This window comes from Amphritea sp. 1_MG-2023 (genome assembly GCF_030547545.1).
Lineage (GTDB): Bacteria > Pseudomonadota > Gammaproteobacteria > Pseudomonadales > Balneatricaceae > Amphritea.
On record NZ_JAUOQE010000029.1, the window covers coordinates 1 to 15377 of the forward strand.

The 15377-nt window shown below is 47.8% G+C and carries 13 protein-coding genes; 5 read left to right on the top strand and 8 right to left on the bottom strand.

All coding sequences use genetic code 11. The features are described from left to right. Window positions 1-79: 79 nt before the first annotated feature. The 5 genes from Q4488_RS14360 to Q4488_RS14380 form a co-directional block, all read right to left on the bottom strand. Window positions 80-406 carry a hypothetical protein gene (locus tag Q4488_RS14360; protein ID WP_303581170.1) on the bottom strand — a complete coding sequence of 109 codons (327 nt, stop codon included), beginning with the start codon at window positions 404-406 and terminating at the stop codon, window positions 80-82. A 74-nt stretch (window positions 407-480) separates the two neighbouring features. Next, window positions 481-1389 carry an ABC transporter substrate-binding protein gene (locus Q4488_RS14365; RefSeq protein WP_303581171.1) on the bottom strand — a complete coding sequence of 303 codons (909 nt, stop codon included), beginning with the start codon at window positions 1387-1389 and terminating at the stop codon, window positions 481-483. A gap of 12 nt (window positions 1390-1401) precedes the next feature. Beyond that, window positions 1402-1845: a cytochrome c-550 PedF gene (gene pedF / locus Q4488_RS14370; RefSeq protein WP_303581172.1), complete on the bottom strand. Its 444-nt coding sequence runs from the start codon at window positions 1843-1845 to the stop codon at window positions 1402-1404. 529 nt (window positions 1846-2374) lie between these two features. Further along, complete coding sequence (locus Q4488_RS14375) at window positions 2375-3193, bottom strand: tetratricopeptide repeat protein (RefSeq protein ID WP_303581173.1); 819 nt, start codon at window positions 3191-3193, stop codon at window positions 2375-2377. A 185-nt stretch (window positions 3194-3378) separates the two neighbouring features. Further along, window positions 3379-3819: a copper-binding protein gene (locus tag Q4488_RS14380; protein ID WP_303581174.1), complete on the bottom strand. Its 441-nt coding sequence runs from the start codon at window positions 3817-3819 to the stop codon at window positions 3379-3381. A gap of 155 nt (window positions 3820-3974) precedes the next feature. Here Q4488_RS14380 and Q4488_RS14385 point away from each other — a divergent pair, with 155 nt between their 5' ends. The 4 genes from Q4488_RS14385 to Q4488_RS14400 are packed head-to-tail and all read left to right on the top strand — an operon-like array spanning window position 3975 to window position 7710. After that, the gene (locus Q4488_RS14385; protein ID WP_303581175.1) at window positions 3975-5153 is read left to right on the top strand and encodes an ABC transporter substrate-binding protein; all 1179 of its coding nucleotides are present in this window, start codon (window positions 3975-3977) and stop codon (window positions 5151-5153) included. Between the two features lie 39 nt (window positions 5154-5192). After that, on the top strand, window positions 5193-6176 hold the full coding sequence (locus Q4488_RS14390; protein WP_303581176.1) for a YVTN family beta-propeller repeat protein: 984 nt from the start codon (window positions 5193-5195) through the stop codon (window positions 6174-6176). Between the two features lie 14 nt (window positions 6177-6190). After that, window positions 6191-6916, top strand: a complete 726-nt coding sequence (locus tag Q4488_RS14395) for an ABC transporter ATP-binding protein (RefSeq protein ID WP_303581177.1) — start codon at window positions 6191-6193, stop codon at window positions 6914-6916. Continuing rightward, the gene (locus tag Q4488_RS14400; RefSeq protein WP_303581178.1) at window positions 6913-7710 is read left to right on the top strand and encodes an ABC transporter permease; all 798 of its coding nucleotides are present in this window, start codon (window positions 6913-6915) and stop codon (window positions 7708-7710) included. The genes Q4488_RS14395 and Q4488_RS14400 overlap by 4 nt, the downstream gene beginning before the upstream one ends. Here Q4488_RS14400 and Q4488_RS14405 read toward each other — a convergent pair. Further along, window positions 7664-9790 (bottom strand): cache domain-containing protein, encoded by a 2127-nt coding sequence (locus tag Q4488_RS14405; RefSeq protein ID WP_303581179.1) that lies wholly within the window; start codon window positions 9788-9790, stop codon window positions 7664-7666. The two genes, Q4488_RS14400 and Q4488_RS14405, sit on opposite strands and share 47 nt — an antisense overlap. 554 nt (window positions 9791-10344) lie before the next feature. On the opposite strand from Q4488_RS14405, the gene Q4488_RS14410 reads away from it, so the two are divergent. Beyond that, window positions 10345-11013: a response regulator transcription factor gene (locus tag Q4488_RS14410; RefSeq protein WP_303581180.1), complete on the top strand. Its 669-nt coding sequence runs from the start codon at window positions 10345-10347 to the stop codon at window positions 11011-11013. 102 nt (window positions 11014-11115) lie between these two features. Here the strand turns inward: Q4488_RS14410 and Q4488_RS14415 are convergent, their stop codons facing one another. Both Q4488_RS14415 and nosP read right to left on the bottom strand, forming a co-directional pair. Then, complete coding sequence (locus tag Q4488_RS14415) at window positions 11116-13731, bottom strand: NahK/ErcS family hybrid sensor histidine kinase/response regulator (protein WP_303581181.1); 2616 nt, start codon at window positions 13729-13731, stop codon at window positions 11116-11118. Continuing rightward, window positions 13728-14891 carry a nitric oxide-sensing protein NosP gene (gene nosP, locus Q4488_RS14420; RefSeq protein ID WP_303581182.1) on the bottom strand — a complete coding sequence of 388 codons (1164 nt, stop codon included), beginning with the start codon at window positions 14889-14891 and terminating at the stop codon, window positions 13728-13730. Before nosP ends, Q4488_RS14415 begins: the two co-directional genes overlap by 4 nt. Window positions 14892-15377 lie beyond the last annotated feature (486 nt).

Below are 15377 nucleotides of genomic sequence, written 5' to 3' on the forward strand. Positions count from 1 at the left end.
TGCCTGTAACTGTTGCCTTGATCTCCAGCTTCTCTGTCAGCCAGAGGCGTAATTGACTTATTCGCACCTTCCCTAACGATTAAACGTTGAGCACTGAAATGAATCCACGTCGCTCAAAATCAGCTAACACATCCAACACATCAAATTCGGTAACATTCTTTAGCGCGGAAAAAGACGCCAGTGAACGGGCAATCTGCGCACTACTACAGTGACCATCACAGGCCTGTAACGTGATGAGTGAGAGCTGATCGGGAAACACCAACTGTTGCGGGGCTTTCAGCACCCAACGGTTATGTTGACCATCGAAATATAACTTACAATCCGCCTTGAGTATCGGCGTTAACTCAGGCATCGCAGTAATCATGACAGAGCGCCCTTCTTCTGATGAATGTTTTTGCAACATCATAAACCTCTGCTACATGGCTGATATCAATGCCTGTCCCGACATCGATTCAGTCATCGACTAAGCGTTATCAACGACTATTGAGTCACATCCTGATATAACCCAGGTAACTCATATCGCAACCCATAAGCGGCATAGATTGATTCAATTTCACCGCTGCGAATCATCTCTTCAACCACAACATCGACCTCATTGCCCAACTGTCGATAGCGTTGTGAAACCGCCATACCAATATCCCACTGCTGCTTACCCATCGCCGGAAAGCCATTTTCAGCGAGCCGATAACGTTGATCGTCTCGCTGACTCATCTGCCAATCGATCTCTGCGCGCATTCCCATCACCGCATCCACCTTACCTGCCACCATCGCCTCAAAGGCTGCGGCATTATTAAAGAAGTGAATGGTATTTTTGCGCATTCGCCCAGCAAACGCGGAGGTTAGATAAAAATCCGGCAAACTATCTATCTCGACCCCAATACGGTGGTATTGAAACACCGCGACCGTGCTAACCCGCTCGATTTTTTCGCTATCGAAAGCGACCTGCCAGCGCTCCCGTTGATACGGGCCAAATAACACCACCTGATCGTTGATGAGCAAGCCTTGACCGTCACGCTGAAAGGCATATTCCCGGTCATAGGGTACCCGCATCATGACATCGGCAAGATGCTTGCGCGCCAAGGGATTGGCTTCATCCTTATCGAGGTAGTGCCCCTTCCAGACACTGTTACGTAAATCATCACTCAGGGTTTCATCGGGCGTAATCCAGTGCACCGCCATCTGCAGATCAAACGCCGCAGCGATACGTCGCCCTATCTCGATATCGACGCCCGCAGGCTCACCTTGCTCATCGATAAATGAGTAAGGCGGGAAATCTTTATAAGCGCCAATATAAATAACACCGCTATCCACGACATCATCAAAATGGCGCGCCTGAGCCGTACCGATGCAACTCAGGGCAAATACGACTAACAGGGCAACAAAGCGCATCATCGGCTCCTTTTATTCGGTGGTGGCAACAGTTTCTAACCATGAACGAATCGCCCACAACGCTTCTTGATTCAGATAATCCGCCATTTTTGGCATATACACTCGACCATCACGCACGGCACCGTTAATAACACGGTATTTAAACCACTCATCGCCTTCAATACCGGGCTCTAGGTAGCGCAAATCGGGTGCAATTCCCCCAGAAACGCCTTCGAGACCATGACACCGAGCACAGTTTTGAGTGTAAGCAGAAAAACCAATTTCAACCGCCGCCGCATGATTTTCATAATCTTGGCCGTAGGGGTTTTCCTCTAACCATTCTTCACCCAGAGGCTTCAGTAGATGCGTATCAATGGCTTGCGGAGTTACATCACCATGCGCCATAACTTGCGCCGACAACAGCATAGAAAGTGAACCTGCAGCAATAACACCCAGAGTTTTCGTTGGCATTCTCATTTACATCACCAGTCTTATTAGAGTTTTTAAAATCTCAGATCTTGCGGCTCTGATAGTGACTGACAAGTCATTCAGAAAACCGGTAGATCTCTATGGGTTTGATAATAGAACGGGAAGGTAAAGCGTCTGAATTCTGCTTTGGTGCTGAAAAACCAGTACCTTGGTACTAAGCCAGATGCCAAATAAAGAAATAATTATTAAATATCAATATGTTATAAAATACATACATAAAAAATGAGCTATCGAAGTAGAGCCAGCGTCTCTACTTCGAGTTTTTCACTAACTGATTCGGCCCACCATTTATGCACACCAAACTAGGCGAGTAAAACCACCTTCCTCAGATCTATGTAAAAGAGTTGCCGATGATCCGGACTTCGATCCGATACATGAAAGGCATACGAAAAAACTGGGGTTAAAATCACGCCGATGAGAACAATTGAACAAATAATGTTCATCTCTAGTAATGAGCCCTTAATACAGTAATCTAACAAAAAAAGTTTTTTAACGGGGCCACATCCCCCTTTACTTGTTAATCGGCGCTGCCGGAGGCCGATAATGTATCCAATGCAGGCTGGTAGTACTGAGCCGCGGCACGGTGTAGCCATAAATCAGCTAAGACTCGATTCTGCACCTGCCCTACTCCAGTTTGATACATCACTGAAAGAGCATACTGCGCTTCGGCATTTCCGCCCTCTGCCGCTCTCATAAATAATTGAGCTGCTCGGCTAATATCTCTCTCCACACCCAAACCACTCTCATACAGCCAGGCAAGCCTGGTTGCCGCAGTCAGGTTGACCGGATCACTCTCTACCAATTGCTGCAAATGCTGAATCGCAGCGCCTGTTTCACCCTGAATAAGTAGCGCCTCGACTGCTCGTAATGGATCATCAGACTGTTCATCGCGGCTCAGTGTAGCCAGCCGTTCTGCTGCATCCTCATCACCATCGATCGCGGCCACAGAGAGCCAGTGCCGGGCTTTGGTTGCATCATTCAGATCCGGATGATGCAGATAAAGAAGACCTAACTGATAAGCCGCAGAACGGCTTCCCAGCCGCCCCGCTTCGCTATAGAGACTCACCGCTTCAGTAATATTTTTTTCAACACTGAGTCCCTGTACAGAGAGGTTGCCCAGATTAAACAGCGCTTCTGCCCGACCACTTCCTCCGGTGGCCCGCCACATCATCCGGGCCAGCTCATGATGCCCCATCTTATACTCGGCATAAGCCATATAGAGTTTTATCCGAGGGGCCGCCTGCAGAAACGCTTCTGAAAGTTCAGGCTCCTTTGCCTGAACCGGCACCTGAACAGAAAGTGATAACAGCAGAAGAAAAGCAGACAACCGCTTCATCGCAACCTCCGTAACTCTCTTTTTCTAAGGAAGGTGCGAATAAGTCAATTACGCCTCTGGCTTTCGCGTATCTGGCCATTCTAATGTCCGCAGAGAACATAACGGACTTATTCGCACCTTCCCTAAAGCAAAAACGGGCGGTATAACCGCCTGCTTCACATCTGTATCGCTGCTTACTTCACTGCTTACTTCACTACAAACTCACCAACCATGCCCTTGTTTTGCAGGCCATCAGCATAAAATTCAAACTTACCCGGTTTAATCGGTACAAAGTAGATCTCAGCGCTGCCTTCATCTTCAAATTCAAGCTCAGTCAGGCCAACCGCTTTAATCTCCATACCACCGGCTTCAACCTTACGCAGAAAGACAGATGTAAAGAATTCAGGCGCCTGTAATGCATACTCTTTAAGACCACTGGAGATGATCTCCAGCTTGTAGGCGGTACCGGTTTCCAGCTCATAGGTTTTCTGAGAAAAGCTGTAATCACTCTCTTCACTTCCCATCACCAGATCAGGCAGAGCAACAGGCTTACGGGTCAGATCACCCTTTGCCATAGACAGATGACTAAAGGCCATCGCCCCGGTTACTAACATTACAGCCGACATTGTTTTTATCATTGTTTTCATTGCACAGAACCTCATTGTTTGTCTTTTCCTTATCTATGCTAAGGCGCTGTGAATTTTTAAAAATAGTACTTGAGAACTATTTGAACAATACTTTCTTCATATTTATTCCGCCCACACTTCCCCCTATTCTGAACGGGTAGCGTATGGAGTAAAAAATGAAAATAATTAGAAAAACTGCCCTTATACTGGCCATCTTGCTACCTGCATTAGCTCAGGCGAGTGAGACTTTAACGATCAGAATCGGCTTTATCGCTTACCACCCTGATCAAGGCCCTGTTCTGTCCAACCTGATCCCCGAGCCTAAAGATCGAGGCTTTAAAGGGGCTGAACTAGGCATCAAAGACAACAACACGACCGGCCGCTTTCTGAAGCAGAAATTTAACCTTGCCAGCGAATTGGCTGAGTCACCCGAACAGGTAAGCAGCATTGCTCAGGGCTGGTTGGATCAGGGTATTAAACTGCTGGTTGCCGACCTTCCAGCCACCCAGCTGACACAACTCGTAGATCTGGCAACAAAGCATGGCGCGGCTGTTTTTAATGCCGGAAGCTATGCCAATGAACTGCGGAGCAAGCAGTGCCTGAAGAACACCCTTCATACCCTGCCCAGTCGGGCGATGCTTACTGATGCGTTAGCGCAATGGGCCAACGCCAAGCGGCTCAGCGACTGGCTGATTATTAGAGGGGATACCCCAGAAGATATCGCTTATGCAGATTCTTTAAAACGCAGCAGTAAACGCTTCGGTATCAACGTGATTGAAGAGAAAACTTGGGACTTTGATACCGACCTGCGTCGTACGGCTCAAAAAGAGTTGCCCCTATTTACCCAGACCGCTGAGTATGACTTAGTGGTAGTTGCCGATGAGCGAGGTGATTTTGGTGAGTATGTTCAATACAACACCTGGTACCCTCGCCCCGTCGCCGGCACTCAAGGTTTAACCCCAGTGGCATGGCACCGAGTGGTCGAACAGTGGGGTGCGGCTCAGTTACAGAGCCGCTTTGAAAAACTCAGCTCCCGCTGGATGAACGATAAGGACTATGCCGCTTGGGCGGCAGTTCGCTCTATTGGTGAAGCGGTGACTCAGACCCGATCCGACTCTCCTGAAGAGCTGTTCAGCTTCATCACTTCAGACAAATTTCAGTTAGCCGGCTTTAAAGGCCGCAAACTGAATTACCGACTCTGGAGTGGTCAGCTGCGTCAGCCGATACCGATGGTCCACCCCAAATCACTGGTTTCACAACCCCCTCTGGAAGGCTTTCTACACCCGGTTACTGAACTGGATACACTAGGCTTTGATAAACCTGAATCTCAATGTCAGGTTAGCTTCAGTAACTGATTAAGCTTTTAACCATAAGAAAATAATAGGTATTGTTTTATGAAAACGGTTAAATCGACACTTAAACCTCTGGCTGCAGCTGTTCTAAGCGGTGCTTTGCTCAGTACACCGGCATGGGCTGAAACGGCCTATGTATCCAACGAGAAAGATGACACCCTCTCGATTATCGATCTGGATACCATGGAAGTCACTGCAACCCTGGACGTAGGCGAACGTCCACGCGGGATTATCTTTAACCGGGACCGAACCAAACTGTACATCTGTGCCAGTGATTCCGATACTGTTCAGATTATGGATCTGAAAGATCACACCATCATTGGCGAACTACCATCCGGTGAAGATCCGGAACAGTTTGCCCTGCATCCCGATGACCGCCGTCTCTATATTGCCAACGAAGATGACGCTCTGGTAACAGTAGTGGATACCGTAACCTTCGAGGTGCTGGCACAGGTCGACGTCGGTGTTGAGCCGGAAGGGATGGCCGTCAGCCCCGATGGAAAGTGGGCGCTAAGTACCAGCGAAACCACCAATATGGTTCACTGGATCGATACTGAAACCCACGAGCTGGTTGATAATACACTGGTTGATCAGCGCCCACGCCATGTCGAGTTTAATCAACAGGGGGATATCGTCTGGGTATCCGCTGAAATTGGCGGCACGGTGTCCGTTATTGATGTCGACAGCCGTCAAATCACACGTAAGTTAACGTTCAACATAAAAGGCATTCATCCTGACAAAGTTCAGCCTGTTGGCGTCAAACTCACCGACGATGGCCGCTATGCCTTTGTTGCGCTCGGGCCTGCCAATCACATCGCCGTGGTCGATGCGAAAACCTATGAAGTACTCGACTATCTATTAGTGGGCCGCCGTGTCTGGCATATGGATTTCAATAGCGATCAGAGCATGCTGCTCACCACTAACGGTATCAGCGGTGATGTCTCGGTCATTGATATCGATGACATGAAGGTGATCAAATCCATCAAAGTGGGCCGCTACCCTTGGGGTGTGCGAATCAAACCTTGATCAGGACAAACGCCATGAGCATCGACATCCGCAACCTCAGTTTCAGCTATGGCTCGCTCTTGGCACTAGAGGATATTAACCTGACGCTCCAGGAGGGGCGTTTTAACGCGCTATTAGGGCCTAATGGAGCAGGTAAAAGCACACTCTTTGCTTTGCTGACACGCTTATATGCCTTACAAAGCGGCGATATTAGCATTGCTGGCCACAGTATCGCCCAGCATCCTGCACAGGTGATGCGAAAACTGGGCGTTGTATTCCAACAAAGTACCCTAGACCTAGACCTCACTGTCGCCCAAAACCTCTACTATCATGCGGCACTGCACGGTATGTCAAAACGACAGGCACGACCGCGTATTAGCGAACAACTGGCACGCTTTGATTTGCAGGATCGGCTCGATGAGAAAGTGCGCCATCTCAACGGTGGTCACCGTCGACGAGTCGAAATCGCCCGCGCTTTGCTACATAAACCCGAAATTTTATTACTCGATGAACCCAGTGTCGGGCTTGACCCCGCCACCCGTGAATCTCTCAATCAACATATTCGACAGCTGTGTCAAACAGAGCAACTCACCGCATTCTGGGCAACCCATTTAATGGAAGAAGTACAGAGCGATGATCTAGTTACCATTCTATTTAAAGGCAAAGTACTCGCCAGTGATACTGCCGCCCAACTCTGTCAGCAACATCGGTGTGCCGATATCAGTAGTTTATTTCGGTCACTGACAGGAGTCACAGAATGACGTTTCGGGATCTACTCATCTGCTTCAACGGCTTATTACAACGAGAGTTGTTACGCTTTATTCATCAACGGTCACGCTTCTTTAGTGCGCTCGTTAGGCCGTTACTCTGGTTAGTCGTGTTTGCCTCTGGCTTTCGCGCGGCACTGGGCATCGCCATCATCGAACCCTATGAAACCTATATCACTTACGAGGTTTATATCGTACCCGGCTTATGCGCCATGATTATTTTATTCAACGGCATGCAGAGTTCACTATCGATGGTCTATGATCGTGAGATGGGCAGCATGCGCGTGTTATTGATCAGTCCCATGCCAAGACCTTTTCTCCTGCTTGCCAAACTCCTCGCAACCTCATTAGTCTCGTTACTACAAGTCTATGGTTTTCTGCTAATTGCCTGGTGCTGGGGCGTTGAGGCCCCCCTTTGGGGCTATCTAACCGCCCTGCCCGCATTCTTAATGGTGGCCATGATGCTCAGCGCGATCGGTCTATTCATTTCGGCCAAGATCAAACAGTTAGAAAACTTTGCCGGGGTGATGAACTTTGTTATTTTTCCGATGTTCTTTCTCTCTTCTGCCCTCTACCCTCTATGGAAGATGCGCGAAGCCAATGAGTGGTTATATTGGGTTTGTGCTTGGAACCCATTTACGCATGGTGTCGAACTGATTCGCTTTGCGCTGTATCAGCAGTGGCACAGCGAAGCACTTATCATTGTCTGCCTGGTGACACTCGTCGCATCGGTACTCGCCGTCACGGGCTTTCAACCTCAGCAGGGGATGGGTAAACGGTCGCGCTGATACGATCATCATGAAAACAAGCACACCCCCGTCCCTGATGCTTGGCTTTGTAGAGTGCTTGATCGGCACTCTTCATCAAGCTGTAAGCATCATCACTTGATTCACACACCGCGACCCCCACACTACAACTGATCTCTATGTCGATATTGGTTAAGTGCATTGGCTTAATCAGTGCATTTAAGAGACGTTGACTGAACTGAATCAACTCTTCAACACCGATATCTTCTTTAAATTTCACAATTAAGATAAATTCATCCCCTCCTACTCGGCAGGGCAAATCCGAATCGCGCAGACAACTTTGCAAACGCTTGGCGACCTCTATTAAGAGTGAATCACCAATATCATGTCCATAGCAGTCATTAATGGTTTTAAAATGATCGAGATCGATATAAAACAACGCAATGCCTGCCGATTGATAACGATGTCGTGCAGCCAGATCGCGATTAAGGCAATCCATCAACATTCGTCGATTCGCCAGTCCCGTCAAAGGGTCCGTTTCAGCCAAATCACGTAACTTATGCTCTAAATCCTTAAGCTGCGTGATGTCCGAAAACGTCGCAATATAATTCTGCACGGAGCCATCAGCGTATTTATTTTCACTGATCGATAACCATTCGGGATAGACCTCACCACTCTTGCGCTTGCTCCACACTTCGCCCCGCCAACTACCTTCAACGTTTAAAGCATGCCACATCTCTTGATAAAACTGATCATCATGAAAGCCTGACGAGAGTATCGCTGGGGTTTTCCCCAGTACTTCAGCGGATGGATATCCGGTGATACGCGTAAAAGCACTGTTGACCTGCACTATCCGCAGGTCGGCATCACAAACAATCACCCCCTCATAGGCGGATTCGACAATTAACGCATTCAGCTTTAATGTATCAGCCACTTTCCGTAATTTATGCTGCTGACGATTAATATCATGCTCGTACCGCGTGAAACGCGCCTTCAGCCAGCGACTATAGGTCAGTGTTATCAGCAACGCTAATAAACCAATAACCGACAGCGCTATCATTTGATGTAATCGATCTCTTTTTATCTCGGCATCTAGGCGTTGTTGCTTCGATGAAAAAAGTTCATTGATTTCATTTTGATAAATCCCAGCCATCAAAACCCAGTCTCGGTCCTCGATGAGCTGACTCTTTATCAAGGGATGCTTATCAGCTTGATAGTCATCGTAGGATAAATATCCGCCCAGCTGCGCTTGCTCGATAATCTGCTGGGTTGTTGCACGGATAGCGGGATCTGAGTGATGTAAATAATCGATGCCTTCACGTTCGGGGTTGGCACCACTGGCCAGTAGACGGCCTTGCCGATTCATCAGTGCAATATAGCCGGTGCGAGCAAAATGAATATGACGGATATCATCATAAATCTTCGGCTTTAAGTCATTTTCAAATCGATATAAATAATCGCCTGTGCCCACGATCCAATTATACGGTTTAAACACGCCGACATAGGAGACCTTCTCTTTCATCACTTGCTTATCATCGGGTGCATACCACCGATAGTAAGAAAACCCTTCCTGGCGTGGATTTGACACCACCCGAATCAATCCCTGCATAACTCGCTGAGCAGCAGTATCCTGCATACTCAGTGCCGAGCTCCCCTCTTTCTCGGAGTTCGTCGGTAGCAACCGTATGGTGCCATCCATCTCATCGATAAAGTAATAACCGCGCCCATCAAAAAAACGAATATCTCTGAGAGACTCAATCAGCATCTGCTGCATCTCAGCGTCACTTAACTGTTCGTGATAACGTTGATAGAGTGAATTCATCTGCGTCAGCGCCTGATGCGTTTGACTACGGGCCTGTTGTTTTAGTAATGCCATCGCTTCAATGAACCGCTGATCAATCATCGCGCGCGCATCGGCCAATTCCGAGGCAAGCCGGCTATGCTGCTCGTCTATTAACTCTTCGCGTAAAACATTGAGTTGTGCTCGATAGTGCGACTGCGTATTAAAATAAAAATACAGGGCTTGTGCGCCCAACAACAGTAAAATAATAAAAGCCCCACCCCACAAAAGCTGAGTAGGCGATCCGGTTGAGTTGTCATGTCGTTGTCGTTTAAAAGCCATCGCTACCGCTTCGCCGAGCCCTAATTATTGTCACTATATTGATATCTATAAAACGCATATCCACTGAATAATAAGCAGAAAAGCCATAGCACTTACGACTGACTAAAGCAGTCATACATCGTTGAATTTTAGCATGAAACAGGTATGCAGTGATTTTATAAATCAGCAAAACAGTACTTTAGTCCTGCTTTTTTGCACGTTAAGTCGAATACACATTAACACCGACTAAGGTTGTAATGGTGGCAACGATAATCTAGATCGATTTATCTGTAGCCGATACAATGACACCGCTCATATCATTCACGGAGCGCTATCACATTCATAACAGAACTCATACATGGCGATTAAAGTTATACTTAACAGAATCACAGCAGGGCTGACGAAAATGAACTGTTTAACGCCTTAAGACTCGATGCAAAAACGATTACAACCTCGATGTGTCAATGTAGTAAGCTGTGCTTGGAAATTTGGCCCCATGATTAGCCCCATGACAGAATAATTATAATGGACACCCATACACTGTCACCATGGCAGTCGTCCAACGGGAGAACAACGTGTATAAAATTTTAATTGCCGATGACCACCCGCTATTTCGAGAAGCGATATGTGGCGTGATAGCCAACGGTTTTCCAGGTTGCGAAACGCTTGAAACTGACGATTTGGATAGCGCTCTGACCATCGCAGCCCAAGAAGATGATCTCGACTTAATCTTACTCGATCTGAATATGCCGGGGATGAATGGCCTCAATGGTCTGATCAGCTTACGTAACGACTCGCCCACGATTCCCGTTGTGATTGTCTCAGCCGAACAAGATAAACAGATCGTCCTGCAAGCCATCACTTACGGGGCGGTGGGTTTTATCACTAAATCCTCTCCGCGCGAACAGATGACCGATGCTTTACAGCAAATCTTAGATGGCAACGTCTATCTGCCATCTGACATTATCCGTTCAGAAAAGCCCCGCAGTAGCATTCAGCGTCGTCATGACGATAGTCAAATTCCTGATGAAATGCTCTCCTCCCTAACCCGTCGACAACTGTTGGTGCTCGAACGTATGTCAGAAGGAGAATCCAATAAACAGATCGCTTACAACCTGAATATTGCCGAAACTACGGTAAAAGCACATGTCAGTGCTATTTTGCGCAAACTCGGAGTTCACAATCGCATACAAGCCGTATTATCCGCCGGCAATATCGATTTCAATCAATATCTAAAACGCTAATATCATCATAGTAATAGTGCGCAATGCCTGATCGATATCCTATATCACCGGCATCGATCAAACCAACCCACAGCAATCGATGAGACGGCACATTAGGCTAACCTAGTGTGCTGATTCCAGCAGATGATTGAGCGTCATCTTCAACTTCATCGGCTTAACCGGCTTATTCATCAACAAATACCCCTGTTCTCTGACCACCTGCTTAAGTTCATGCGTGTAGTTTGCCGTGATCATAATGACTGGGATAGTCCGCGCTAATTGCTGATTGAAGGTGATCGCCGCATCGAGGCCATTTTCATCATTATCCAGATGATAATCCGCTATCAATAGCGTCGGCGCCGGATGCTGTGCGAGTAATGCCATTAACTGCGCCTTATCCTGAACCGTCGCTACCTGACATCCCCAACCTTCAAGCAAGACACGCATCCCACGACAGATAGCCGGATCATTATCAATCAGCCAAACCGATACTCCGGTCAATTGATTACCGACGGTGGGCAGGTATTCCTCTTTGGTTTCTTTCGGTAACTGTTCGGCCCGCGCCAATGGCACCTCTACCGAGAACATAGAGCCTTTACCTGGCACAGAGCTAACACTAATTTGATGTCCCAGCATCCGCGAAATCTTATCAACGATGGCCAGCCCTAACCCCAACCCCTTATCATTGACCACAGGACTGCCGTGTAAGCGTTTAAACTCAAGAAAAATATCACCTAACTTATCTTCCGGTATCCCTAACCCCGTATCCCAGACCTCAATCACCAAGCTAGATCGTTTACGTCGACAACCCAATAACACCGTTCCGGTGTCGGTATAGCGAATCGCATTGGTCAAAAAGTTACGCAAAATACGCGCTAACAGCTGTGAATCAGAACAGATCACCGCACTGCTCGCCACATAACGCAGCTGCAATCGCTCGCTAACCGCCACTTGCTGAAACTCATTCGCAATATTATTCAGCAAACTACTGACAGGAAATACCGTGACATCTGCTTCAATCACGCCCGCATCCAGCTTGGAAATATCCACCAGCGTGCTGAGCAATGATTCCACATCGTCTAATGAACTCCCTACAGAATCGATGAGATGACGCTCGCTCTGTAGCGCAGGCTTTTCCTGCAGGGCACTGGTAAATAAGCGGGCGGCATTTAACGGTTGTAATAAGTCATGGCTGACGGCCGCCAGAAACTTAGTCTTTGACAGATTCGCCTGTTCCGCATGCTTACTGGCTTCTAATAACTGCCCCTCAACTTGTTTGCGTTCGGCTATCTGTTGCCATAATTGGTCATTCAGCTTAGTCAATTCCGAGGTACGCTCTATCACCCGCTGTTCCAACGTCTGATAGGCTTCCTGTAAGGCATAAGCGGTTTTTCGTCGCTCGGTAATGTCGCGAATCAGAACAAAGAAACCCACCGCCCGTCCCTCAGCATCGAGGTTGGGCACATACGCTTTGAGCATGTATCGCGGTCCGCCTTGAGCGTCTTTCTCTTCTATCTCAAAGTTAACACTTTCACCCGCTAACGCCCTATCCGTATAAGGCTTGAGTTTGACGAACTGCTCTTCTCCATGAATCATGGATATTTTCTTACCGGTTAATGCTTCCCGCGACCAGCCATACCAATCTTCATAGACTTTATTGGTAAACTGAAAGCGCAAATCTTCACCCACATAGGCGATCAACGCGGGCACATGATCGGTAATCAAGCGTATCCATTGCTCACTCTCTCGCAGTGTCTCGGCGTATTGATGACGTTCTGTAATATCCGTATAGGTATTAACAAACCCACCTTCCTGAATCGGATGAGAGCGAATCTCAATCACCAAGCCATTCGCCAGACTTTGCTCTAACTCTATGGTGCCTGCCGTGCTGCCTCCCGCTAAATGCGGATGACTATAAGGGGTCAACAACGTCAGTTCACAACGATCGATTAAAGTTTCAAATTGCGACTGTTGAGTAAGCTCATCTTCGGTCAAACCAGACAAGGTCAGAAAGCGCTGATTCCAGACCTCAAGATAACCTTCGGCATTAATCAGCACCACGCCTTGCGATAAGTTATCCACGGTGTTCTGCAACACTCTAGATTTATCCGCCAATGCGCGCTCCCGACGCGCCGTTTCATTCTGCTTAAGTTCGGTAATATCGGTATACAGAATCACCAGCCCGCCATCCAGCGTGGGCCTTTCGCTCACTTGAAACCAACGACCATCATGTAAACGATAGAACACAGAGTTATCAGTTTCTCCACGGAACTCCGCTTCGATCAATCCATGTTGATCCGCTAACCGACGGATATCCTCTATCCCTAAACCTTGTGCAATTGAGACGCCCGTGGCGGCCCAAACCGATTCAAATTTGCTGTTATATAAGACAATACGGCGCTCACTATCAAACAGCACGAAGGCATCAGAGATACTCTCAATCCCGTCTATTAGTCGTTGATGCGCGACTTCCGCCTGCTGTTTAGCCTGACTCAGGGCTATATTGCTGGTTTTGAGGTCACCGAGGGCAACATTCAGCGCCGCGGTGCGCTCTCTCACCTGTTCGGCGAGTACGACCGAATGCTCAAATGCCGCATACGGATCGGTACGCGTTGTGGCACTCACTTCAACCCGTTCAATCAATACCCGATTAATCTTTTCTAGCTTACGGTTTTCGCGCTCCAACTGCTCGACCCGCTGAGCTAAATCGATCGACGGCGCAGGTTTCCGCTCACTCATCGCTTTCTCCCGATCGCGACACCGGTAAAGGTCTGATTCACATGCATACCATCGATCTGTTCACCATAGGTATTAAAGCCGACTACTCGATGACGCTGTAGTAATGCTGAAACCTGTTCACTCTGACCGCGAATCCGACCTTCCAAACGGCGTAAAAAACAATCACATCCCAACGTAATAAGATGCTCGCCAAGCGTTACTTCTTTTTCTGTTAACTGCTGATCAAGCGATGACATCAATTCACCCGGCTGCATCAGAGTTAGCACGATACCGTTTTCCACCGCGCAATAAAATGTCAGGCTTAAATCGTCATTAACGCTCTGTATCGAACGCACAAAATATTCATCACCAATACGCACCGCGATAGGATTTAAGGCAAACACCTCATGATTCAGTTGTGTCAGCGGCACCCCGACAATCCGAGCATACTCGATGGCCGCCGGCTCAGCATTCAACTCTAACACCCGCCGCTGCTCACTATCAGCCTCAGTGACCACCAGTTTAGTATCGCAATTTTCCATATGATGATCACTAAACACCTGAAACTCACAAGCGGTATTCACCAGAATAATGACCGCCGCATCGGTACAGAAAGCACCATCAAAATACACGTGAGTATTGCTCAGATGAATATCATCACCGGCCGATCCACCAAAATGAGGAATACTGCCTAAGACTGAATCGAGCGTCACCAGCACCCGCTCTTCTTGAGTCGATAAACCATCGAATAGCGTCAACGCAAAACTATGATTTTTAATCGGTGCCACTTGCTGATCAAGACACGCCTGAGTCAGATGCTCGACCAGTTCCTGAGCATCATTAAAATTAAATTCATCCAACTGTTTAATCAGCAGCCCACTGACAGCAAACGCCTCACGGGAGAAGCCGATCGCCGAAATGCTGCCCTGATCATAGCCCATCGCCGTAATTTCTCCGGCGGTGGTACATCCGGCAATCAGTATATCGGCGAAGCGGGCTTGCAGCAGAGAGGCGAGCCGGTCGAGTTGATATTCAGCAGAACAGAAAAATAACACAAAGTTGAGATCTGACCAGTTGAGTTGCTGATACAGTTCCTCAACTGCCTGCTGTTCATCTCGCGACGTTGAAAAGGCCGTCCGTAACTCTGGTTGGCAAATATTTTGCGATAATCCATTCGTCATACTCGTCTCTCCAACCGTTTAAAATGACCTTTAAGTGTAAAAGTAAAGCTTCACTGAAAACAGTGTACTTGTGTACCTGAATCATAAGCGAAAATGAAATTAAAAAAATAACATCTTGTTTTTAAATATTATTTTTTTGCTTCACCGGCACTAAAGTAGTACATGCGCTGCTCCAGCTTGATCTTCAAGGAGTCTCCGACAGCCGATGTACTTGAGTCATCATCACTCAAGGGCTGCGGTGTCACGGTATCGGTTTACGTGTTGCGCTAGTGCGTCACTCAGCGCAGAGTGATATGTATGTTAGCCCGTCAATCAGAGAGACTTGAGAAAATCGAACCTTACCGCTCGCCGGTGCCTCGGCATCACTCTTCCGCCTCAGGACCACCGACGAGATACTCACACGCATCCAGCGATGGCATACCGATCCGCCAAGCAACAGATTCAGGGGTTGAAAGACCGCCTCCTGAGATGAAGACGGTGGTATCG